At 61.3% G+C, this 21372-nt stretch carries 20 protein-coding genes; 12 read left to right on the top strand and 8 right to left on the bottom strand.

The features are described 5' to 3' along the window. The first annotated feature begins 35 nt into the window (after nt 1-35). Together AACU78_RS18225 and AACU78_RS18220 are read left to right on the top strand one after the other, a co-directional pair. Entirely contained in the window at nt 36-746 is a 711-nt protein-coding gene (locus AACU78_RS18225) for a response regulator (RefSeq protein ID WP_106577130.1), read from the top strand. Further along, nucleotides 743-2164: an ATP-binding protein gene (locus AACU78_RS18220; RefSeq protein WP_106577129.1), complete on the top strand. Its 1422-nt coding sequence runs from the start codon at nt 743-745 to the stop codon at nt 2162-2164. The genes AACU78_RS18225 and AACU78_RS18220 overlap by 4 nt, the downstream gene beginning before the upstream one ends. Nucleotides 2165-2308: 144 nt before the next feature. Here AACU78_RS18220 and AACU78_RS18215 read toward each other — a convergent pair whose 3' ends face one another. Genes AACU78_RS18215 through AACU78_RS18200 form a run of 4 tightly spaced genes read right to left on the bottom strand, consistent with a single transcriptional unit; the run spans nt 2309 to nt 3989 of the window. Next, a complete protein-coding gene (locus AACU78_RS18215; RefSeq protein ID WP_065890089.1) occupies nt 2309-2518 on the bottom strand; it encodes an SEC-C metal-binding domain-containing protein in 210 nt (69 codons plus the stop codon). Then, complete coding sequence (locus tag AACU78_RS18210; RefSeq protein ID WP_106577128.1) at nt 2515-2997, bottom strand: LEA type 2 family protein; 483 nt, start codon at nt 2995-2997, stop codon at nt 2515-2517. The genes AACU78_RS18215 and AACU78_RS18210 overlap by 4 nt, the downstream gene beginning before the upstream one ends. Before the next feature lie 21 nt (nt 2998-3018). Further along, nucleotides 3019-3489, bottom strand: a complete 471-nt coding sequence (locus AACU78_RS18205) for a YchJ family protein (RefSeq protein WP_106577127.1) — start codon at nt 3487-3489, stop codon at nt 3019-3021. A 2-nt stretch (nt 3490-3491) separates the two neighbouring features. Next, on the bottom strand, nt 3492-3989 hold the full coding sequence (locus tag AACU78_RS18200; protein ID WP_106577126.1) for a DUF6231 family protein: 498 nt from the start codon (nt 3987-3989) through the stop codon (nt 3492-3494). A 190-nt stretch (nt 3990-4179) separates the two neighbouring features. On the opposite strand from AACU78_RS18200, the gene AACU78_RS18195 reads away from it, so the two are divergent. The 3 genes from AACU78_RS18195 to AACU78_RS18185 all read left to right on the top strand — a co-directional run bounded on the left by AACU78_RS18195 (nt 4180) and on the right by AACU78_RS18185 (nt 6077). Further along, nucleotides 4180-4875, top strand: a complete 696-nt coding sequence (locus tag AACU78_RS18195; RefSeq protein WP_106577125.1) for an OmpA family protein — start codon at nt 4180-4182, stop codon at nt 4873-4875. A 160-nt stretch (nt 4876-5035) separates the two neighbouring features. Continuing rightward, nucleotides 5036-5326, top strand: a complete 291-nt coding sequence (locus AACU78_RS18190) for a DUF1145 domain-containing protein (RefSeq protein WP_106577124.1) — start codon at nt 5036-5038, stop codon at nt 5324-5326. Next, nucleotides 5319-6077, top strand: a complete 759-nt coding sequence (locus AACU78_RS18185; protein WP_106577123.1) for a hypothetical protein — start codon at nt 5319-5321, stop codon at nt 6075-6077. Before AACU78_RS18190 ends, AACU78_RS18185 begins: the two co-directional genes overlap by 8 nt. Nucleotides 6078-6179: 102 nt before the next feature. Here AACU78_RS18185 and AACU78_RS18180 read toward each other — a convergent pair whose 3' ends face one another. Next, entirely contained in the window at nt 6180-6644 is a 465-nt protein-coding gene (locus tag AACU78_RS18180; RefSeq protein WP_106577122.1) for a CopD family protein, read from the bottom strand. 99 nt (nt 6645-6743) lie between these two features. On the opposite strand from AACU78_RS18180, the gene dinG reads away from it, so the two are divergent. From dinG to AACU78_RS18150, 6 genes are all read left to right on the top strand, one after another. Then, on the top strand, nt 6744-8888 hold the full coding sequence (gene dinG / locus AACU78_RS18175; protein WP_106577121.1) for an ATP-dependent DNA helicase DinG: 2145 nt from the start codon (nt 6744-6746) through the stop codon (nt 8886-8888). A 98-nt stretch (nt 8889-8986) separates the two neighbouring features. After that, a complete protein-coding gene (locus AACU78_RS18170; RefSeq protein ID WP_106577120.1) occupies nt 8987-11284 on the top strand; it encodes a beta-galactosidase in 2298 nt (765 codons plus the stop codon). Nucleotides 11285-11366: 82 nt separating this feature from the next. Continuing rightward, complete coding sequence (locus tag AACU78_RS18165; RefSeq protein ID WP_106577119.1) at nt 11367-12512, top strand: serine hydrolase domain-containing protein; 1146 nt, start codon at nt 11367-11369, stop codon at nt 12510-12512. A 143-nt stretch (nt 12513-12655) separates the two neighbouring features. Further along, the gene (locus tag AACU78_RS18160) at nt 12656-13816 is read left to right on the top strand and encodes an OmpA family protein (RefSeq protein WP_106577118.1); all 1161 of its coding nucleotides are present in this window, start codon (nt 12656-12658) and stop codon (nt 13814-13816) included. Between the two features lie 27 nt (nt 13817-13843). Then, nucleotides 13844-14491, top strand: a complete 648-nt coding sequence (gene pdxH / locus AACU78_RS18155) for a pyridoxamine 5'-phosphate oxidase (RefSeq protein ID WP_106577117.1) — start codon at nt 13844-13846, stop codon at nt 14489-14491. A gap of 266 nt (nt 14492-14757) precedes the next feature. Then, nucleotides 14758-15222, top strand: a complete 465-nt coding sequence (locus AACU78_RS18150; protein ID WP_003189251.1) for an outer membrane lipoprotein — start codon at nt 14758-14760, stop codon at nt 15220-15222. Nucleotides 15223-15311: 89 nt separating this feature from the next. Here the strand turns inward: AACU78_RS18150 and AACU78_RS18145 are convergent, their stop codons facing one another. Both AACU78_RS18145 and nhaA read right to left on the bottom strand, forming a co-directional pair. Next, nucleotides 15312-16934, bottom strand: coding sequence for a methyl-accepting chemotaxis protein (locus tag AACU78_RS18145; protein WP_106577116.1), 1623 nt, complete (start codon nt 16932-16934; stop codon nt 15312-15314). A gap of 195 nt (nt 16935-17129) precedes the next feature. Further along, nucleotides 17130-18305 carry a Na+/H+ antiporter NhaA gene (gene nhaA / locus AACU78_RS18140; RefSeq protein ID WP_106577115.1) on the bottom strand — a complete coding sequence of 392 codons (1176 nt, stop codon included), beginning with the start codon at nt 18303-18305 and terminating at the stop codon, nt 17130-17132. Nucleotides 18306-18521: 216 nt separating this feature from the next. Here nhaA and AACU78_RS18135 point away from each other — a divergent pair, with 216 nt between their 5' ends. Then, complete coding sequence (locus tag AACU78_RS18135; RefSeq protein WP_106577114.1) at nt 18522-19616, top strand: PLP-dependent cysteine synthase family protein; 1095 nt, start codon at nt 18522-18524, stop codon at nt 19614-19616. Nucleotides 19617-19752: 136 nt separating this feature from the next. Here AACU78_RS18135 and AACU78_RS18130 read toward each other — a convergent pair whose 3' ends face one another. Next, complete coding sequence (locus AACU78_RS18130) at nt 19753-21366, bottom strand: NAD(P)/FAD-dependent oxidoreductase (RefSeq protein ID WP_106577113.1); 1614 nt, start codon at nt 21364-21366, stop codon at nt 19753-19755. Nucleotides 21367-21372: the final 6 nt, after the last annotated feature.

Raw genomic sequence — 21372 nt, 5'->3', positions numbered from 1 at the left:
ATCTCCTGCGTTTTGAGTTTTCGGATTGACTGCCCATGGCAAAGCTTGACCACCTGTTGATCGTTGATGACGACCCGCAAATCCGCCAACTGCTCAGCGACTATTTGAGTGACGCGGGCTTTCAGGTGTCTACCGCCGCCGACGGCAAGGAAATGCGCCGTCGCCTGGCGCTGAATGTGATCGACCTGATCGTGCTCGACCTGATGCTGCCCGGCGAAGACGGCCTGAGCCTGTGCCGCGAGCTACGGGTCAGCTCCAACACGCCGGTGGTGATGCTCACGGCCAAGGGCTCGTTGATCGACCGCATCGTCGGCCTGGAAATCGGCGCCGACGACTACCTGCCCAAACCCTTCGACCCGCGTGAATTGCTGGTGCGCATCAAGGTGGTGTTACGCCGGGTACAGAGTTTTCCGGACCGTGCGCGCCTGGATGAGGCGCCGAGCATCCGGTTCGCCGGCTGGCAACTCGACACACGGGCGCGGCAGCTGCTCAGCCCCGAAGGCGTGGTGGTCAGCCTCGGCAATTCGGATTACCGCGTGTTGCGCCTGTTGTTGCAGCACCCCAATCGCCCGTTGAGCCGCGACTTTCTGCTCAACCATGTGTTCGACAAGGACAGCACGCCGTTCGACCGCTCCATTGACGTGTGCGTCAGCCGCCTGCGCTCGCAGCTGCCGGCGGGGCTGATCAAGACCGTGCGCAACGAGGGTTACATGCTCACCGCCGATGACGTGGTGCTGGGCGCGTGAGGCTGCTGCCGCGTTCGCTGTTCGGGCGCCTGGTGCTGATTCTGGTCAGCGGCATGCTCGCGGCCCAGGCGCTGACCAGCAGCATCTGGTACGACCGGCGTCATGGTCAGGTGCTGGAAATCCCCGCACGGCTGATCGCCACGCGTTTGGCGGATGTGGTGCGCCTGATGCACAGCGACCCGCAGCAGGCCGACCAGTTGATCCAGCTGCTTGATACGCCGCACTTTCGGCTGACCTTGAGCGACCAGGCCAGCAGCACGCCCAGCACGCTCACCGACAGCGACCGGCCCACCGAACGCCTGATCAAGCAGGTGTTGGCGCAAAAAACCGGCTACGCGCAAACCCTAAGCCTTTTACGCCTGTCGCTGGTCGATGGCGAAGGGCAGACCGCCGGGCTTTCAACCTTGCTCAGCTCAAGGCCTGTGGTCGGGCAGTTTCTGATCGACCTGCGCCTGCCCGATGGGCGCTGGTTGCGCGTGGACGCCAGTGAAGAGCAGGGCTGGACCAGTACCTCGCCGCTGGACCTGTTGTTCGATTACGTGATGCGCATCTATTTGCTGCGAGTGCTGGTGCTGGTGGTCATCGCTCTGGTGGCGGTGCGCCTGGCCATCCGCCCGCTGAATGCCCTGGCCAAGGCCGCCGAGGCGCTGGGTCGGGACATCCAGCGCCCACCGTTACCGGTGGATGGCCCGACTGAAGTGCGCCGCGCCGCCCAGGCGTTTAATGCGATGCAGCAGCGGCTGATCGCCAATATCGCCGAGCGCACGCGCTTTCTCGCGGCAATTTCCCACGACCTGCGCTCGCCGATCACACGCCTGCGCCTGCGCACGGAAATGCTCGAAGACACGCGCACCCAGGAGCGCTTTCGCAGCGACCTGGAAGAAATGGAACACATGGTGGCCAGCACCCTGGACTTTGTCAGCAGCGGTGAGATCAACGAGACGCGACAGAACATCGACATCAATGCCTTGCTGCAAAGCCTGCAGGCGGACCTGGAAGACGTGGGCGAAAGCGTGACCATCGTGGGCCGCGCCAAGCAACCGTTGCCGGGCTATGCGCGCAGTCTCAAACGCTGTGTGCAGAACTTGCTGGAAAACGCGGTGCGTTATGGCAGCGAGGTGGTGGTGCGGGTTGAGGATCAGGCGGACAGCTTGCAGATTGTCATCAGTGACCGCGGACCGGGGATTCCCCAGGAACAGCTGGAGCAGGTAATGGAGCCGTTTTACCGGGTGGAAGGTTCACGCAATGCCGAAACCGGCGGGTATGGGTTGGGGTTGAGTATTGCGCATACGATTGCGCGGGCGCATGAGGGGCGATTGAGTTTGAGTAACCGGGAAGGCGGGGGCCTGGAGGTTGTGCTGCTGTTGTGGCGAGCGGGCTTGCCCCGCGTTGGGGTGCGGAGCAGCCCGAAAACCTGACATTGCGTTTTGTTGAGGAAACGCGTTGATCTTATTGGGGCTGCTGCGCAGCCCAACGCGGGGCAAGCCCGCTCGCCACGGCAAGCCCGCTCGCCACAGCAAGCCAGCTTGCCACGGCGAGCCGGCTCCTGCGGGGTCAGGGCATCAGGCCCCGTGGCACTTCTTGAATTTCTTCTCGCTGCCGCATGGGCAAGGATCGTTGCGGCCGACGTCTTTCAGGGCGTTGCGCACTGGCTCCTGGTGAGCGTGGCCGCAGTTCGGGCCGTGGACATGGCCGTGGTCGTGATCATGATGATCATGGTGATCGTGATCGTGGTTGCAGTCAGGACCATGGACATGGGGTTGCTGAGTCATCGATGTCGCTCCGGAATAAAATCGCCGGGGATTATCTCGCCATTGTGGTTCACCTGCACGTCATTACCGATGAATAATCCGGTTTTCAGCTCGCCTTCCAGGCGATAGGGCACGGGTTTGCTCGGGTTTTTAAGCATCTGTACCACATCGCGTATCTGCGGCCAGAGGTTGGTCCGCACCTTCACCCGGAAAAAAGCATGGCCGCGCGGTGGTACGGTCAGCCATTCGTTGGACTCGCCTTCGGTGAGCACGAAATCGCCCAGGCTGACTTTGTAGATCAGGCCGCGCACCGTGAGGTCGGCGTCGTCGCGGTTATCCACGCGAAAGTACAGCTTGAAGCGCTGCTCGAGCAATTTGGCGCGCACCACTTCAACCTTCACCAGGGAGACATGAGGCGGGGGCGAGCTGTCCTCGAACCAGGACGCGCACCCGGTGAGGCCCAGGGTCAACGCCAGCATCAAGCTGTACATCCGAAGCATGGCGTTTTCCCTGTCAGTTGATTAGAGGTAGCTGGAGCAGCACTTCTTGAATTTCTGCCCACTGCCGCACAAACATACATCATTGCGCCCGGCCTTCACCTCCACTGTCGGGTCGATGAAGTACCAGCGCCCCTCATTCTGTACGAAAGAGGACTGTTCACGGTGGCTGTGTTCTCCAGTGCTGTCGTGCCAGCGAGCAGTGAACGTCACGAACGCATGCTCCGGCTGGCCGCCAAACACTTCGGAGCTTTCCACTTCCAGGCCCAGCCAGGTGCTCTGGGCACTCCAGGCGCCGATGGCGGCGCGGTCCAGTCCGGCTTGTTGCGCAGGCAAAGTAGTGGCTACCAGGTAGTCCACCAACCCCAGCACGTAGGCGCTATAGCGCGAACGCATCAATGCGCTGGCACAGGGCGCCGGGTGACCGGCGTGATAATGGCCGCAGCACGCATCCAGCAGATTGCCGCTGCCGCACGGGCAAATGGATGTACTCATGGTTACCACCAATACTTTCCGAAGTTTTCCGGGTTGGCCCAGAAGCGGGCGTTGAGCCAGTCCGGCACCTGTTTATAGTCAAGCAGATCATAGGTAAACAGCGTCAAAACCTGATCATCACGCTGGAAACGCTCGCCGGCCTGCAGCGCCAGGGAGAAGAAATCGGTTTCCTTCCAGCCGCAGGCGTTCAGGTCTGCCAGCACCGCAATGCGACTGGCATTGAGGTTGCGAATGCCGCCGAGCAGCGTCAGGCCTTGCGGTTTTGACAGGTGCTCCAGGCAATCGACCACCAGCGCCAGGTCAAAACGCTGCGCCGCAAGTTCTGCCGGTAACGGCCCGGGCGCCGCGATCGCCACTTGGGTGTCCGGGTGCTCGGCCTGAAAGGCATCCAGCGCCGGGAACTGGCTGGCACCCAACAACAACAGGCGTTTGGGCTGGTGCAAATCCAGCAAGGCGGCCAGGGCTTGCTGTGGCGTACGGGAAGAAATACCAGCGATCATCAGAGATCCTCACATCAGGACCCTAGAGACTAGCGCGGCTGAGCGTGCGGGCCTAGAGCGGGCGGCGTGCAAAAGTCCTGCATAGAGGGCGATCTCCAATAAATACGGGGGTGCGGCGCAGTGGCGTAGATGAAAAGAGCGGTCTTTACTCCACCCGTCGGCCCCCGCCGATCCCCTCAGGAGAAATCAGATGAGCATCATGCGGACAGCTCTACCCTTGGTTCTGCTAACCGGAGTATTGACAGGTTGCGCAGGTTTGCAAAAAACCGATTGGCCCACCTGTGCAGCCGTCGGTGGTGTGACCGGCGCAGCGATTGGCGCCACTGAAAGTTCGGCGTACGCAGGTTATGGCGCGCTGCTGATCGGCGGCATGGCTGGCGCCTATTGCTGGGTGCACGGTGATGGCGACGAAGATGGCGATGGCGTGCCGGACAGCCGCGACAAGTGCCCGGGCACGCCTAAGGGCGTGCAGGTTGATGTCAATGGCTGCCCACCTGTAGCGGAGGCAGCCGTGGTGGAAGAGGTGGTCGTGGTCAAGGAAGAAACCATCGTGATCCGCGATGTGCACTTTGAGTTCGACTCGGCCAGGCTGACGGCGGCGGACAAAACCAAGCTCGACACCATCGCCACGCGCCTCAAACGCGAAGCCCCGAGCGCCCAGCTACGGGTCAGCGGGCATACCGACAGCGTCGGCAAAGACGCCTACAACCAGAAACTCTCGGAAAAACGCGCGCACTCGGTAACCGATTACCTGGTGAGTGCGGGCGTGCCGCGCAGCAACTTTGTATCGGTGGTGGGCGCGGGCGAAAGTCAGCCGGTGGCCGATAACAAAACCGCTGACGGTCGAGCCTTGAACCGTCGTGTGGAAATCAAAATCAACCGCTGACGGCCCTTGCCCCTGTGGGACCCCCAGGGGCATTGCTGGCGATCCTCGCCGAAACCGCAGGCAAACCGTGCCTTTATCAAGTTTTTTCATCCTTCACTGGCAAATCGCCTGCAGAAGTCGGTACTGTGCGCCCAAAGAATAATAGGCAGGGGCATGCAGGATGAAGGTGTTTTGGGGGCTGGGAAAGTTTCTGACGTTACTGTTCTGGGTTGTGGTGGTGGTCAATTTATTCCGGCCGCTCGCCAATCCGTTTCACCTGTTGGTCAGTCTGGCCGGCAGTCTGTTGTTGCTGACTCATCTATTGGAATTGCTGTTGTTCAACAGCAGCCTGAAACACCGTGCCCACCCCTGGCGTGACCGCCTGCAGATTCTGCTGGTGGGGATGTTCCATGTGCGGGGCCTGTCGGCGCCTGCCGTTATTGAAACAAACAAGGAGGCCAATCATGCGTAAGGTTTTTCTGTTGGCCCTGTTGGTCAGCCCCATTGCCCTGGCGCAGAGCGTCAGTGTTGAAACCAACTCGCTGATGCGCCTGCCCAGCAGCACCAACGTTTTGCAGCTCGAACGCCTGGATGTGGCGGATTACGGCACGTTGTTGATTCCGGCGACCATCAGCCAAGTGACGGTGGATGAGCTGCATTTGGGCCGTGAAGCCCGTATCGCTATCGCCCCCGGCAACACCGCGCTGCAGTTGCAGGTGCGTAACGCGCAACTGGAACATGGCAGCCAGATCACTTCGCGCGGTGCTCCCGGCACCCACGAACGAGCCGCCAAGTCGGGGCGTGACTTGGTCCTGCGCATCAACGCGCTGACCGCCGATGAACTGTCGGTGGACGCCCGTGGCGGCGCCGGCGCCCAAGGGTATGCCGGCCTGGATGGCGCCAATGGCGTGGACCCGGGCTGCACCTGGGGTTCAGCCGGGCGCGGCGCCAATGGCGACAATGGCGGCGATGGCCTGCCAGGCGCAGCGGGCGCGACCGTACGCGTGGAGCTGCCGCAGAGCTTCCCGGCCGAGCAGATCAAGGTCTGGGTGGATGGCGGTGCGGGCGGTTTGGCCGGCACGGCCGGTAAGCCGGGCAAAGGCGGGCAATCCAAGGGCTGCCTGGTGTACCGCGCCGATGGTGGCCAGAAGGGCCGGCCAGGGCTGGAAGGGCAACCGGGGCCGGCTGGACCTGCGGGCGCTGTGACTATTCAGCGGCTTTGAGTCGATTGTTCTGACGCCTTCGCGAGCAAGCCCGCTCTCACATTGACATGCATTCCAAATGTGGGAGCGGGCTTGCTCGCGAAGGGGCCATGAAGGCCAGCCTCAGAACATCGGCCGAGCCGAAGCAATCGCCACCACCACCAACCCGATAATCAGGTTAATCCCCACCAGCTTGCGAATCTGCCCCAGCGCAGCCGCACCTGCAGGCCAATCCTCAGCCGCCACCGCCGTGCGCAATTCCGGGAACTTCAATGCCTGGATACGGATGAACAGCGCGGTCATCACTAGATACAAGCCCATCATCACCTGCACATAGCGCGGTGCGGTCTCAAACCCACTGAAGCGCAGTTGCAACAGACCGATGCCGCTGATCGGCAAAACCAGCACCGCCACCCAGACCCACACGAAAAAACGTTGAAACACATTCGCCCACAGCTTGAGCCGGACAGGGCCCTCAAGTGCCGCCATGGCGGCGGGGCGCAGGATCATCCAGGCGAAAAACATACCGCCGACCCATACCAGGGCGGCCAATACATGCAGGGTGTAAGCGAGGCTAAACGCGGTCATTGTGGTACTCCGTTCTGCGCGGGATTAATTAGCGGGGTATGATAGCGGCCGATCCGAACCACTGAAAATTTATCCAGCGTTTTTTGCGCCCGACTATCCATGATCAGCACTGAACTCAAAACCACGATCCAGGGCGCCTATTCGCGTTTTCTCGAAGCCAAGAGCTTGAAACCGCGCTACGGCCAACGCCTGATGATCGCCGAAGTGGCCAAAGTCCTCGGGGATATCGACACCGACGACGAAGGTCGGCGCAGTGGCGACCCCGCGGTCGTGGCCGTCGAGGCCGGCACCGGTACCGGCAAGACCGTGGCCTATAGCCTGGCCGCAATCCCTACCGCCAAGGCCGCCGGCAAGCGCCTGGTGATTGCCACCGCCACCGTCGCCCTGCAAGAGCAGATCGTCTACAAAGACCTGCCCGACTTGATGCGCAACAGCGGCCTGAATTTCACCTTCGCCATGGCCAAGGGCCGTGGCCGCTACATGTGCCTGTCCAAGCTCGACGTATTGCTGCAGGAAGGTCACGCCCAGACCGCCACGGCTTCGCTGTTCGAAGAGGAAGGCTTCAAGATCGAGGTTGATGAAGTCAGCCAGAAGCTGTTTACCAGCATGATCGAGAAACTTGCCGGCAACAAATGGGACGGCGACCGTGACAGCTGGCCCACCGCCCTGGAAGACGCCGACTGGGCGCGCCTGACCACCGACCACAGCCAGTGCACCAACCGGCATTGCCCCAACTTCGGCCAGTGCGCCTTCTATAAGGCCCGCGAGGGCATGGGCAAGGTCGACGTGATTGTCACCAACCACGACATGGTCCTGGCTGACCTGGCCCTGGGCGGCGGCGCTGTGTTGCCGGACCCGCGCGACACCCTTTACGTATTCGACGAAGGGCACCACTTGCCCGATAAGGCCATCGGCCATTTCGCCCACTACACCCGTCTGCGTTCCACCGCCGACTGGCTCGAAACCACCGCCAAGAACCTGACCAAATTGCTCGCCCAGCACCCATTGCCCGGCGATCTGGGCAAACTGATAGAGCAGGTGCCGGAGCTGGCGCGCGAGATCAAGACCCAGCAGCAATTCATGTTCAGCGCCTGCGAGCAGGTCGCCGACTTCAAACCCGGCGAAGACGTCGAAGGCCGCGAACGGCCGCGTCACCGGTTTGTCGGCGGATTGATCCCCGAGCACATGCGTGAAATGGGTATCGAGCTGAAAAAAGGCTTCTCACGGCTGACCGACCTGTTCACCCGCCTGACCGACCTGCTCAAGGAAGGCATGGATGGCGAGGTCAACATCGGTATCGCCAGCAACCAGGCCGAGGAATGGTACCCCCTGTTCGGCAGCCTGCTGTCGCGCGCCCAGGGCAATTGGGAGCTGTGGACCGCCTTTACCGTCGAAGACCCGGAAGACAACCCGCCCATGGCGCGCTGGCTGACCTTGTCCGAAAGCGGTGCGCTGTTTGATATCGAGGTCAACGCCAGCCCGATCCTGGCCGCCGAAATGCTGCGCCGCAACCTGTGGAATGTGGCCTACGGCTGCCTGGTGACCTCGGCCACGCTGACCGCGCTGGGCACTTTCGACCGCTTCCGCATGCGTGCCGGCCTGCCGAAAAAGGCCGTCACCGCCGTGGTGCCGAGCCCGTTTCACCATGCCGATGCCGGTGTGCTGCGAGTGCCGGACCTCAAGGCCGACCCTCGCGACGCGGCCGCGCACACGGCCGCGATCATCCGCGACTTGCCGGACCTGGTGGAAGGTTCACGCGGCACCCTGGTGCTGTTCTCCTCGCGTAAACAGATGCAGGACGTGTTCGACGGCCTCGACCGCGACTGGCGCAAGCAGGTGTTCATCCAGGGCAACCTGTCCAAACAGGAAACCCTGAACAAGCACAAAGCGCGTGTTGATGGCGGTGATTCCAGCGTGTTGTTCGGCCTGGCCAGTTTCGCCGAAGGCGTGGACTTGCCCGGCGCCTACTGTGAGCACGTGGTGATCGCCAAGATCCCGTTCTCGGTACCGGATGACCCGGTCGAGGCGGCCTTGGCCGAATGGATCGAGGCCCGTGGCGGTAACCCGTTCATGGAAATCTCGGTGCCGGATGCTTCCTTGAAGCTGGTCCAGGCCTGCGGGCGCTTGCTGCGTACCGAGGAAGACCGAGGCACCATCACCTTGCTCGACCGCCGTTTGGTCACGCAGCGCTATGGCAAGGCTATCCTCAATGCTTTGCCGCCCTTCAGGCGCGAAATTTCTTAAGCCACTATGGGCGAATTCGCCCACTTCGTGGTCTATCTCACTGCCAACGCTTTATGTCATCAGGCCATTCACCGGCCGTTTGGGAGAACCTTGTTCGTATGATTCGCACGCTGCCCGCTCTGTTTGCCTTGTTGTTTGCCGCGCCCTTGATGGCCGCGCCTGCCGGGCAACAAACGCTGTTCAATTTCGTCCGGCCTGCCGATGTGGTCAAGGTCGCGACCCAGGACGCGAGCCTGCCGCAATACAACGCCGAACAAACCGCTGAGGGCGAGGTGCTGCGCCGCATCACCTTCAACCCGGCGGCCGAACCGAGCCTGGTGCTCAGCCCGCAGACCGGCGTGTGGGACTGGTCGCAGTCCGGCGCCATGAGCCTGCGTATCCAGAGCGCCATGGACTGGGCGCTGACCCTCTACGTCAAGGTGCAGAGCACCGACGGCCAGACGCTGGTCAGCCGCATCGACCTGCCGGCCGGCCCCGCTCAAACCCTGCTGATTCCGCTGCAGGCCAACTCGCCGCTGAGCCAGGGCATGAAGGCCGGGCCGCCGATGCCGATTACCGTGGAAGGCCAGCGTGTGCTGTTGGCCAGCAGCGCCGGGGCAATCGATCGTAGCCAGGTGGCGTCGGTCACTCTGTCGATGATCAAGCCCAACGCAGCCCAAAGCATCCTGCTGGAACGCTTTGGCGTGCAGGACAGCGAGCCGGTGCTGAAGGCCGCCTACAGCGCGCTGGTGGATGCGTATGGTCAGTCCACGCGTGCGCGTTGGCCGGAAAAAGTCAGCAGCGACGAACAACTCAAAGCCGCAGCGGCCAAGGAGCAGCAACAGCTCAAGGGCTGGCTGGCTGAGCGCGACAAGTCTGCCCTGGACCAATATGGCGGCTGGAACAAAGGCCCGGCGTTTGAAGCAAGCGGCTTTTTCCGCACCGAGAAGCGCGACGGGCGCTGGTACCTGGTGACCCCGGAAGGCCATCCGTTCTACTCCCTGGGCGTCAATACGGTTGCGCCGGACGATAATCAAACCTACGTGGCCGGCCGCGAATGGATGTTTGCCGCGCTGCCCAAGTCCGGCGAGCCGTTCGACAAGTATTACGGCCGTGCGGATAACCGCGGCGGCAACGGCGCTGACCAGGGCCGGGGCTTCAATGTGGGGCGCTGGTACGACTTTTATGGCGCCAACCTGCAGCGCACCTATGACACGCAAGGTTTCGACCACAAGCGCTGGGTCACGCACACGCTGGACCGCCTGCAAGCCTGGGGTTTCAACACCGTGGGCAACTGGAGCGACGAGGATTTGGCCAGCGCCGACCGCGTGCCCTACACCTTGCCGCTGTCGATTGTCGGTGACTACGCCAGCATCAGCACCGGCACGGACTGGTGGGGCGGCATGCCCGACCCGTTCGATCCGCGTTTCGCCATGGCCACCGAGCGCGCCGTGGCGATCGCGGCCCGCGATCACCGCGACGACCCGTGGCTGATCGGCTTTTTTGCCGACAACGAGCTGGCCTGGGCCGGCCCTGGCGATGATCCAAAGTCGCGTTACGCCCTGGCGTACGGGACCTTGCGCATGACCACCGATGTGCCGGCCAAACGTGCGTTCCTCAAGCAACTGCGTGACAAATACCGTAACGAAGAAGGCCTCTCCAAAGCCTGGGGCATTCACCTGTCAGGCTGGGAGCTGATGGAAGACCCGGGCTTCGAGCCGCCGATGCCAAGCCCTGAACACCCGGAAATCGAAGCCGACTTCAAATACTTCCAGAAGACCTTCGCCGATGCTTATTTCAAGACCATCTCCGATTCGTTGAAGTGGCACGCGCCCAACCAGCTGCTGCTGGGTGGCCGCTACGCCGTCAGCACCCCGGAAGCCGTGGCGTCCTGCGCCCAGTATTGCGATGTGCTGAGCTTCAACATGTACACCCTCAAGCCTCAGGACGGCTACGACTTCGCCGCCCTGCGCGCGTTGGATAAGCCGGTGCTGATCACCGAGTTCAACTTTGGCTCGGCGGATCGCGGTCCGTTCTGGGGCGGCGTGACTCAGCTGGCCAAGGAGGAAGACCGTGGCGTGGCGTACAGCAACTTCCTCAAGCAGGCCATGGCTGAGCCGTCGATCGTCGGCGTGCACTGGTTCCAGTACCTGGATCAACCGGTGACGGGTCGTCTGCTGGACGGTGAAAACGGCCACTTTGGCCTTGTGGGCATCACGGATGTGCCGTTCCAGGGCTTTGTCGACAGCGTGCGCAAAAGCAACCTGGCGGCCGTCGACCAACTGGGCAAGGAAGCCGAAAAAGCCAAGGCTGCCAGCGGGGTGCGTGAGAGCGAAGCCGGCAAGTCGGGGCACGACGGCAGAGGCGCGGGGCAGGGCGCCGGGCATGCTGGCGGTCACTCTGGAAATGGCCATTGATTCATATTTGACGGGTTCACAAAACCGCCAATGACTGGAACAATGTCGGCCACTTATTACGGTGTTTTCCGAGGCGGCTTAGGTGCAGATTCAGGGTCATTACGAGCTCCAGTTCGAAGCGGTACGTGAGGCATTCGCCGCGTTGTTTGATGACCCGCAGGAGCGTGGTGCCGGGCTGTGTATCCAGATCGGCGGCGAAACCGTCGTCGACCTGTGGGCAGGCACCGCCGACAAGGACGGTGCCGAGGCCTGGCACAGCGACACCCTCGTCAACCTGTTTTCCTGCACCAAGACCTTCACTGCCGTGACGGCCCTGCAATTGGTGGCCGAGGGCAAGTTGCAACTCGACGCCCCTGTCGCCAATTACTGGCCCGAGTTTGCCGCGGCCGGTAAGGAAGCCATCACCCTGCGCCAACTGCTCTGCCACCAGGCCGGGTTGCCGGCGATTCGCGACATGCTCCCCGCCGAAGCCCTCTATGACTGGCAACTGATGGTCGACACCCTGGCGGCCGAAGCCCCATGGTGGACGCCCGGCCAAGGCCACGGCTACGAGGCCATCACCTATGGGTGGCTGGTCGGTGAATTGTTGCGTCGCGCCGACGGGCGTGGGCCCGGTGAATCAATTGTTGCGCGGGTTGCGCGGCCATTGGGGCTGGACTTTCATGTTGGCCTGGCGGACGAAGAGTTTTACCGTGTTGCGCATATAGCGCGCAGCAAAGGCAATATGGGCGATGAAGCCGCTCAACGATTACTGCAAGTTATGATGCGCGAACCTGCGGCCATGACTACGCGTGCATTTGCCAACCCACCGTCTATTCTGACAAGCACTAATAAGCCTCAATGGCGGCGCATGCAGCAGCCAGCGGCAAATGGTCACGGTAACGCGCGTAGCCTGGCGGGCTTTTATAGCGGATTGTTGGACGGTAGTTTGCTCGAGGCGGACATGCTCGAACAATTGACCCGCGAACACAGTATCGGACCGGATAAAACTTTATTGACCCAAACGCGTTTCGGCTTGGGCTGCATGTTGGATCAACCGCACTTGCCCAATGCGACGTTCGGCCTTGGCCCACGTGCGTTTGGGCATCCGGGGGCGGGTGGTTCGGTTGGTTTTGCCGATCCGGAACATGATGTAGCATTTGGTTTCGTGACTAATACACTGGGGCCTTATGTACTTATGGACCCGCGTGCGCAGAAGTTGGTCGGAATATTGGCCGGTTGTCTGTAAAGAGCTTGCTGTTTCACGTTTTTTTGTTACAAAGGCAACTATAAGAAGGCGCTGAACGAAATTTTGTAACTTCAATGTTCTGTAAGCGTCTGTTTAACGGGTCAACCAGACCCTCCGGTTTTTTCTCATTTTGTGGATATCTCATGTTATCGAACAAGTCCTTGGCACTGGCGCTGTGCCTCACAATTACGGGTTGCGCACAAACTCCACAAAATGATGCCGAGGGTGGGCATTGGTGGTCATTTGGATCAGACAAGGCTGCTACCAAGGACGCAGTAACCAAAACCGACGCCGTGCCGGATGCAAAACCAGCCGCTGGCGCCAAGCCCGCAGCCCCGGTTGCCGCCGCCGCTGCTCCAGCGCCTGCCGCTGCTGCCGCCCCTGCGCCCGTAGCCAAGGCTGAGACCGGCTCCAGCTGGTGGCCGTTCGCCTCTAAAAGCGCCGATGAAAAAGCGGCCGATGCCAAAGCCGATCTGAAAGCCGACCTCAAGGCGGCAGACCCGACGACCCCGGCGGTGGCCAAGACCGACACCGATACCAAATGGTGGTGGCCTTTCGAAAGCAAGCCAAAACCATTGGCCAAGGTCGACGTGACCAACGTGCCGATGCCTGATCCGAAAATCACTCAAGCCTGGCTGGACGACTATGAGCCGCGCCTGCGTGCGGCCATCAAGGACAGCAACCTGCAATTGGAGCGTCGCGAGAACGTATTGGTCGTGATCGCCCCGGTTGATGGCTCTTACAACCCGAAACGCCCGGCGATGCTGCTGCCGGTTACGTTGGGCCCGTTCACTCGCGTGGCCAAGGCGGTTGAAGGCGATCCAAAGACCGCTGTGTTGGTCTTAGGCCACGTCGACACCAATGGTGCCGAGCCAGTGAGCCAGGCATTGACCCGCGAGCGCGCTCAGTCCATCGCTTCGATTTTCAGCCTCAGCGGCTTGAAGCAGGATCGCCTGATGATGCGTGGCATGGGCGACCTTATGCCGCGGGCTGCCAACGATAGCAATCAGGGGCGTGCGCTGAACCGTCGCATGGAAATCATGTTCACTCAGCGTACAACGATGTTGGCGTTGTTGAGCAAGTACAACTCGGGCAAGCCACCGGTTGCGGAAATGGTTGCCGTGCAGACTGCACCCGCTCCCGTACCGGCGCCTGCTGCGAAAAAAGCCGCTCCGGCGAAAAAGGCTCCGGTCAAGAAAGCCGCTGCCAAGCCTGTTGCGAAAAAAGCTGCTGCCAAGCCGGCCGCGAAAAAAGCCGCACCCAAGGCCGACGCCCCAGCGACAAACGACCAGGCGAAAAACTGATCTGTTGAACCAGAAGGATAAAGCCGCATGACCCAGGCATTGGCCGATATGCGCCGTGACTACACGCGGGACGGTTTGAGCGAGGCCCAGGCCCCAGGCGAGCCGTTTGCATTGTTCCACCAGTGGTTTGCCGATGCGGTGAAAACCGAGCAGCCACCGGTGGAAGCCAATGCCATGACTCTGGCCACGGTCGACCAGGACGGTCGTCCGCACTGTCGTATCCTGTTGCTCAAAGGCCTGGATACACAGGGTTTTACCTTCTTCACCAATTATCAGAGTGCCAAGGGCGAACAGCTTGCGGCACAGCCATTTGCAGCCATGACCTTCTTCTGGCCTACTCTGGAGCGCCAGGTGCGCATCGAAGGGCGGGTGGTCAAGGTCACGCCTGAAGAGTCGGATGCTTACTTTCAGGTCCGCCCATTGGGAAGCCGTCTTGGGGCCTGGGCGTCGCCGCAGAGCCGGGTCATCCGTGATCGCGAAGAGCTGCAAGACTTGCTCAAGGCTACCGAGCAGCGTTTCAGCGACATCCAACCCGATTGCCCTGAGCATTGGGGCGGGTATCGCCTGCTGCCCGAGCGCATCGAGTTCTGGCAGGGTCGCGCCAGTCGCCTGCATGATCGCCTCAACTACCGCCTGCAAGCCGGCGAGTGGACTCGTGAGCGCCTGGCGCCCTGAGTTTCACCTTTCGTCACCTCGTTCGAATGTTGCCCACCACGGCGAAGTCTTTATCCATATGTCTTCGGCGTGTGCTGCTGCGCGACTACAATAATGATGAACGCGTTCATGACATTCTTCGGAACAGTTGAGTGCAACCGTTCGTCTATTTTTCTGGTGCTGGCAGTCTGTACTAAGGCTGAATGAAAGCAATTTTCTGCGGTGCTCGCCGTGACAGGCGCCAAGCCGCAGCGTCTAATGAATACCTGTCCTTTGGAGTTGATGCTATGCGTAAGTCCGTTTTACTAGTTGCCTGCTTTACCACCCTGTCGTTGCTGTTGGGTGGCTGCGCCTCGAGTCTGACCGGCGACTCGTACTCTCGTGACGAGGCGCGTCGTGTACAGACCGTTCGCATGGGCACCATTGAATCCCTGCGTCCAGTGAAAATCGAAGGCACCAAGACCCCAATTGGCGGCGCTGCTGGCGCAGTCATCGGCGGTGTCGGCGGCAGCGCCATCGGCGGCGGCCGTGGCAGCATTGTCACCGCCGTGATCGGCGCCGTAGCCGGCGGCCTGTTGGGCTCGGCCACTGAAGAAGGCCTGACCCGCACCCAAGGCGTGGAAATCACCGTTCGCGAAGACGACGGCAGCATGCGTGCCTACGTACAAGCCGTGCAGGAAAATGAAATCTTCCGCATCGGCGACCGTGTACGCATCATGACCGTTGACGGTACCAGCCGCGTTACTCGTTAAACGCCGGTCCTGGCAATAAAAAACCCCAACCGAGTGATCGGTTGGGGTTTTTTATTGCAGGCGCGGTGTGCCGCGCACGCTGCGTGACTTTAAACCTGGAAGTGCTTGACCATGGTGTTCAACTCGTGGGCCAGGCTTGCGAGGGATTGCGAGGCTGCAGTCGTTTGGGTCGAGCCCTCTGCCGACTGAATCGATAGCTGCTGAATGTTCAGCAAGTTGCGATCGACTGCTCGAGCAACGTCGGCTTGTTCCGCCGCCGCCGTGGTGATCACCAGATTGCGGTCATTGATTTCATCGTTGGCGGCCAGAATGTCTGCCAGCGCTTGTTGCGCCAGCTCGGCCAGCCCCAAGGTTTGCTGAGTCATGGCGCTGCTGTCGAGCATGGTGTTGACGGTGCTGGCCGTGTTGGCCTGAATGCTGCCGATCATCTGCTCGATTTCCTGAGTCGATTGGGCGGTGCGATAAGCCAGTGCACGAACCTCGTCGGCGACCACGGCGAAACCACGTCCGGCCTCACCGGCACGCGCGGCTTCGATGGCCGCGTTAAGCGCCAGCAGGTTGGTTTGCTCGGCAATGGTGCGGATCACATCGAGCACTTTGCCGATGCCTTTGGCCTGCTCGGCGAGGCCGCCCACTTGCCCTGAGCTGACCTCGACCCCACGGGTCAGCGCCTGGATCGAATTCAGTGCCTCGACCATGCGCTGTTGGCCCTTCAGCGCAATGCTGCGTGATTCCTGGGACAGGTCGGAGGTTGATGCCGCGTTTCGCGCGACCTCCTCAATCGCGGTGGTCATCTGAGTGACGGCCGTGGCTGCCTGCTCGATTTCGCCATGTTGCTGTTGCAGGTCGCGGCTGCCCTCGGCGGTGACGGCATTCAACTCTTCGGCCGCAGCGGCCAGCTGGCTGGATGAGCCGGTGATTTGCCGCAGGGTCTGCACCAGGTTGTTACGCATGGTTTCCTGTGCCCGGAGCAAGCGCGTGGCTTCGTCATTGCCCGTAGGGTTTATGGGCTGGGTGAGGTCGCCCTTGGCGATGGTTTCGGCCACCTGCACCGCTTCAATGATGGGGCCGGTAATGCTGCGGGTCAGTAACCAGGCCACCAGCACTGTGCCGGCACTGACCAGCAAAATGACGATTGTGATGCCGCTCACGGCATGCTGGTAAGCGCCTACGGAGGTTTGGCCGGCCTGTTCGGCGCCTTTGTTGGCGAGGTCGATCAACTGGTCGAAGTTCTTGGTCATCTGCTCGTAGCTTTCTCGAATGCTGTTGAGAAAGTCGCGGGCGCCGGCTTTGTCGCCCGAGCGCGAGCGCTTGAGCATTTCGGTATGGTTCTTCGCGTAGGCATCCAGGCTCTGGTTGAACACATCCAGGCGCGATTTTTCCTCGGGTGTGCGTAGCAGCGCGGCATATTGGGCCAGCTGTTCCTTGACGCTTTTCAGGCGGCCGGCGGATTTGTCTTCATAGGTCTGCATGTCCGCATCGCTTGACGACAGGATGTGCGCCATTTCGCCCAAGCGAAAACGGTCGAGCGACGCGTTGGCCAGGGCCAGAATCCTGACACGCTGCATCCAGTTGTTCTGAATGTCGGCAGCCTGGGACTGGACTTCGCCAATCTGCTTGAGGGCGAATAGACCGAGAAACACACTCAGCGACGCAATGGCCGCGAAGCCGATGAAGGCTCTGGCAGCGATTCTTATATTTCTCAGGAACATGGGATTTTCGCTCGGGCTGGATACGCGTTGGAGAGCTGTGTCGGTCGGGTGTCCCTGGCAGGGACAGTGGTAGCGCCACAATCACTAGTCGGCGGCGCGCGCAAAGTCTTTAGGCGTTTGAGGTAAGTGTCATCTTCAGAAAAGAAAAACCCCAATCGGGCTCACCGATTGGGGTTTTGGGTGCTTTCGCAACCCTCAGGCTTTCTTGCGACTCGCCATCGCGGTCACGGCATAACCAATACACGCGGCCAGGATCGACCCGGTCAGAATACCCATTCGATCCTCCCCGGCGAATTCGCTGGCACCCGGCACAAACGCCAGTGAACCGACAAACAGGCTCATGGTAAAGCCGATACCGCACAGGATCGCCACTCCGAACACCTGGCCCCAGTTCGCGCCGCTGGGCAGCGCGGCAAGGCCGGTCTTGATGGCGAGCCAGGTGAGGCCGAACACGCCGATGGTCTTGCCGATCAACAGGCCGGCGGCGATGCCCATGGGCACATGGTGAGTGAAGCTTTCCAGACTCACGCCGGCCAGGGAAACGCCCGCGTTGGCGAAGGCAAACAGCGGCAGGATGGCGTAGGCCACCCACGGATGCAGGGCGTGTTCCAACGTCCTCAGGGGCGAGGGCTCGGCATTTTTGGTGCGCAGCGGGATGCAGAAGGCCAGGGTCACGCCGGCCAGCGTGGCATGCACGCCACTCTTGAGCACACACACCCACAGGATCAGACCGATGATCAGGTAGGGCCCGAGTTTGATCACGCCCAGGCGGTTCATCGCGATCAAGGCAATCAGGCACGCCCCTGCACCGGCCAGAGCAGCACCGGACAGGTCCGCGGAGTAGAACACGGCGATGACGATGATTGCGCCGAGGTCATCAATGATCGCCAGGGTCATCAGGAACAGTTTCAGCGATACCGGCACGCGCTTGCCCAACAGGGCCAGCACGCCCAGTGCAAAAGCGATATCGGTGGCCATGGGGATTGCCCAGCCGGAGAGTGCAGCGGGGTAGTCCTTGTTGATCGCCCAGTAGATCAGCGCCGGCACCACCATGCCGCCAATGGCTGCGGCCCCCGGCAGTACCACTTGCGAGGGTTTGGACAGGTGGCCGTCGAGCAGCTCGCGCTTCACCTCCAGGCCGATCAGCAGGAAGAACAAGGCCATCAGGCCATCGTTGATCCACAGCAGGGCAGGCTTGGCGATTTTCAGCGCGCCAATCTGTGCCACCACCGGTACATCGAGAAACGCGTTGTAGAGGTGTGACAACGGTGAATTGTTGATGATCAGCGCCAGGGCGGCAGCGGCGATCAACAACAGACCGCTGGCGGCTTCCAGCTGGAAGAAACGGGTGAAAGTGCTACGCAGAGGCAAGGGATGCTCTCCAATCCAGGTTCAATAGGTGGGTACCCTAACCCGTACCGTTAGTTGTTAAAACAAAAGTTATATTCTTATTTGTTATAAGGAGCGGGCAGAGTCGGCGTTGCGCCAGAGCCTAGCAATTGTGTGTCTATTTGAGTCGCCACTGTATCTGTGTGCAGTGTAGGAAACTCCCTAAAATTGGCGCTGAAATCTTTAGAGACGCACCTTATGAGTGACCACCGTACCTGGGCCCGCGAAGCCATTCGCATCATTGAAGCGGACTTCCAGCGCAGCGCCGACACGCACCTGATCCCTTTGCCGTTGCCGGGGTTGCCGGGTATCGAGTTGTACTTCAAGGACGAGTCCAGCCACCCCACCGGCAGCCTGAAGCATCGGCTGGCCCGTTCACTGTTTCTATACGCGCTGTGTAATGGCTGGCTCAAGCCGGGCGCGCCGGTAATTGAGGCCTCCAGCGGGTCGACGGCAATTTCGGAAGCGTATTTCGCGCGCCTGCTTGGCCTGCCTTTCATTGCGGTGATGCCAGCCACCACGTCTCAGGAGAAAATCGCCCAGATCGCCTTCTACGGCGGCAAGAGCCATCTGGTGAAGGATCCGACGCAGATTTACGCCGAGTCCGAGCGGTTGGCGCAGGAAAGTGGCGGTCACTTCATGGACCAATTCACCTATGCCGAGCGCGCGACGGACTGGCGGGCGAACAACAATATCGCCGAGTCGATCTTCCAACAGATGCGGTTTGAGCATTACCCCGAGCCGAGCTGGTTGATTTCCAGCCCTGGCACCGGCGGCACCACCGCGACGCTGGGGCGTTACGTGCGCTATCGCCAGCATTGCACCCGCGTGCTGTGTGCCGACGCCGAACGCTCGGTGTTCTTTGACTATTACCAGACGGGCGACGCCAGCTTGCGCCTGGATTGCGGTTCGCGGATCGAAGGGATCGGCCGGCCACGCGTCGAGGCGTCGTTTTTGCCCAAGGTGATTGATGCGATGGTCAAGGTACCGGATGCGCTGTCACTGGCGGCCATGCATTACTTGGCCGAGCGTCTTGGGCGGCGGGTCGGTGGTTCCAGCGGGACCAACCTGATCGGTGCCTTGGTGGCGGCGCAGCAGATGCAAGCGGCGGGGCAGTCTGGGTCGATCGTGGCAATTTTGTGTGACGGGGGCGAGCGGTATGCCACGACTTACTACGATCAGGCGTGGCTCGCCGGGCAAGGGTATGAGTTGAGCGGGCTGATTGCCGCCGTTGCGGCCAGTGTTGAACGGGGTGAGCCGTTGCCGGAGACAATCCTGCGCGCAAACATCTGAAAACCGGCAAAAACCAATGTGGGGGCGGGCTTGCCTACGATGCCGGTGTTTCAGTCGATAAGTTCGGCGACTGAGACTCTGCCATCGCGGGCAAGCCCGCTCCCACCTTTGATCGGGGTTGGCTGTAATAGAGTGCTTAGGCCTCGATGCCGAGCATATCCCGCGCCAACGCCTCGGCAATCCGAATCCCGTCAACGCCCGCCGACAGAATCCCACCGGCATAACCCGCACCTTCACCGGCCGGGAACAAACCTTTCACGTTCAAGCTCTGCATCGACTCGTTACGGGTAATCCGCAGCGGCGAGGACGTGCGCGTCTCGATGCCGGTCAGCACCGCATCGTGCAACGAGTAGCCTTTGATCTGCTTCTCGAACGCCGGCAACGCTTCACGAATCGCTTCGATGGCAAAGTCCGGCAAGGCCAGGGCCAAGTCACCCAGCGACACGCCGGGCTTGTAGGACGGTTCCACGCTGCCGATGGCCGTGGATGGCTTGCCCGCGATGAAATCCCCCACCAGTTGCGCCGGAGCCTCGTAGTTGCTGCCGCCAAGGATGTAGGCGTGGGACTCCAGGCGCTCCTGCAACTCGATGCCCGCCAGCGGGCCACCCGGGTAATCCACCTCCGGCGTGATGCCGACGACGATGCCGGAGTTGGCATTGCGTTCGTTGCGCGAGTACTGGCTCATGCCGTTGGTCACCACGCGGTGCGGCTCGGACGTGGCCGCCACTACCGTGCCGCCCGGGCACATGCAGAAGCTGTAGACCGAGCGGCCATTTTTGGCGTGGTGCACCAGCTTGTAGTCGGCCGCGCCGAGTTTTGGATGCCCGGCGTATTTGCCCAGGCGCGCCGCGTCGATCAGCGATTGCGGGTGTTCAATCCTGAAGCCCACCGAGAACGGCTTGGCCTCCATGTACACGCCACGCCCGTGCAGCATGCGGAAGGTGTCGCGGGCGCTGTGGCCCAGGGCCAGGATCACGTGCTTGGAGAGCAGTTGCTCGCCACCGTCGATGACCACGCCGTTCAGCTGGCCGTCTTCGATCAGCACATCGGTAACGCGCTGTTCGAAACGTACTTCACCGCCCAGGGCGATGATCTGCTGGCGCATGTTTTCCACCACGCCGGTGAGGCGGAACGTGCCGATGTGCGGCTTGCTGACGTAGAGGATTTCTTCCGGCGCACCGGCCTTGACGAACTCGTGCAGGACCTTGCGACCGTGGAATTTCGGGTCCTTGATCTGGCTGTAGAGCTTGCCGTCGGAGAAGGTCCCGGCGCCGCCTTCACCAAACTGCACGTTGGACTCGGGATTGAGCACGTTTTTGCGCCACAGGCCCCAGGTGTCCTTGGTGCGCTGGCGCACTTCTTTGCCGCGCTCGAGGATGATCGGCTTGAAGCCCATTTGCGCGAGCAGCAGCCCGGCGAAGATCCCGCACGGACCAAACCCCACCACGATCGGCCGTTCGACCAGGCCTTCCGGCGCCTGACCCACCACCTTGTAACTGACATCCGGCGCCGGGTTGACGTTGCGGTCATCGGCGAACTTGAGCAGCAGGGCGGCTTCGCCTTTCACGTTCAGGTCGATGGTGTAGATGAAGCACAGCTCCGACGACTTTTTGCGGGCGTCATAGCTGCGTTTGAACAGGGTGAAATCGAGCAGGTCATCACTGGCGATGCCCAGGCGCTGCACGATGGCAGGCCGCAGGTCTTCTTCGGGATGGTCGATGGGCAGCTTGAGTTCGGTGATTCGTAACATGACGGG

Origin of the sequence: Pseudomonas sp. R9.37 (genome assembly GCF_963878885.1) — a bacterium.
GTDB lineage: Bacteria > Pseudomonadota > Gammaproteobacteria > Pseudomonadales > Pseudomonadaceae > Aquipseudomonas.
Note: the sequence above shows the minus strand (reverse complement) of the source record. Positions and strands in the feature narration are given on the sequence as shown.

Bases quoted from the DNA above. Each gene is read 5' to 3' on its own strand.
- AACU78_RS18180 (WP_106577122.1), bottom strand. From the start codon at position 6,644: ATGACCGCGTTTAGCCTCGCTTACACCCTGCATGTATTGGCCGCCCTG.
- AACU78_RS18185 (WP_106577123.1), top strand. From the start codon at position 5,319: ATGCGTAAGGTTTTTCTGTTGGCCCTGTTGGTCAGCCCCATTGCCCTG.
- AACU78_RS18215 (WP_065890089.1), bottom strand. From the start codon at position 2,518: ATGACTCAGCAACCCCATGTCCATGGTCCTGACTGCAACCACGATCAC.
- AACU78_RS18225 (WP_106577130.1), top strand. From the start codon at position 36: ATGGCAAAGCTTGACCACCTGTTGATCGTTGATGACGACCCGCAAATC.
- dinG (WP_106577121.1), top strand. From the start codon at position 6,744: ATGATCAGCACTGAACTCAAAACCACGATCCAGGGCGCCTATTCGCGT.
- AACU78_RS18170 (WP_106577120.1), top strand. From the start codon at position 8,987: ATGATTCGCACGCTGCCCGCTCTGTTTGCCTTGTTGTTTGCCGCGCCC.
- AACU78_RS18205 (WP_106577127.1), bottom strand. From the start codon at position 3,489: ATGAGTACATCCATTTGCCCGTGCGGCAGCGGCAATCTGCTGGATGCG.
- AACU78_RS18160 (WP_106577118.1), top strand. From the start codon at position 12,656: ATGTTATCGAACAAGTCCTTGGCACTGGCGCTGTGCCTCACAATTACG.
- AACU78_RS18130 (WP_106577113.1), bottom strand. From the start codon at position 21,366: ATGTTACGAATCACCGAACTCAAGCTGCCCATCGACCATCCCGAAGAA.
- AACU78_RS18145 (WP_106577116.1), bottom strand. From the start codon at position 16,934: ATGTTCCTGAGAAATATAAGAATCGCTGCCAGAGCCTTCATCGGCTTC.
- AACU78_RS18150 (WP_003189251.1), top strand. From the start codon at position 14,758: ATGCGTAAGTCCGTTTTACTAGTTGCCTGCTTTACCACCCTGTCGTTG.
- AACU78_RS18195 (WP_106577125.1), top strand. From the start codon at position 4,180: ATGAGCATCATGCGGACAGCTCTACCCTTGGTTCTGCTAACCGGAGTA.
- AACU78_RS18135 (WP_106577114.1), top strand. From the start codon at position 18,522: ATGAGTGACCACCGTACCTGGGCCCGCGAAGCCATTCGCATCATTGAA.
- AACU78_RS18190 (WP_106577124.1), top strand. From the start codon at position 5,036: ATGAAGGTGTTTTGGGGGCTGGGAAAGTTTCTGACGTTACTGTTCTGG.
- pdxH (WP_106577117.1), top strand. From the start codon at position 13,844: ATGACCCAGGCATTGGCCGATATGCGCCGTGACTACACGCGGGACGGT.
- AACU78_RS18200 (WP_106577126.1), bottom strand. From the start codon at position 3,989: ATGATCGCTGGTATTTCTTCCCGTACGCCACAGCAAGCCCTGGCCGCC.
- AACU78_RS18210 (WP_106577128.1), bottom strand. From the start codon at position 2,997: ATGCTTCGGATGTACAGCTTGATGCTGGCGTTGACCCTGGGCCTCACC.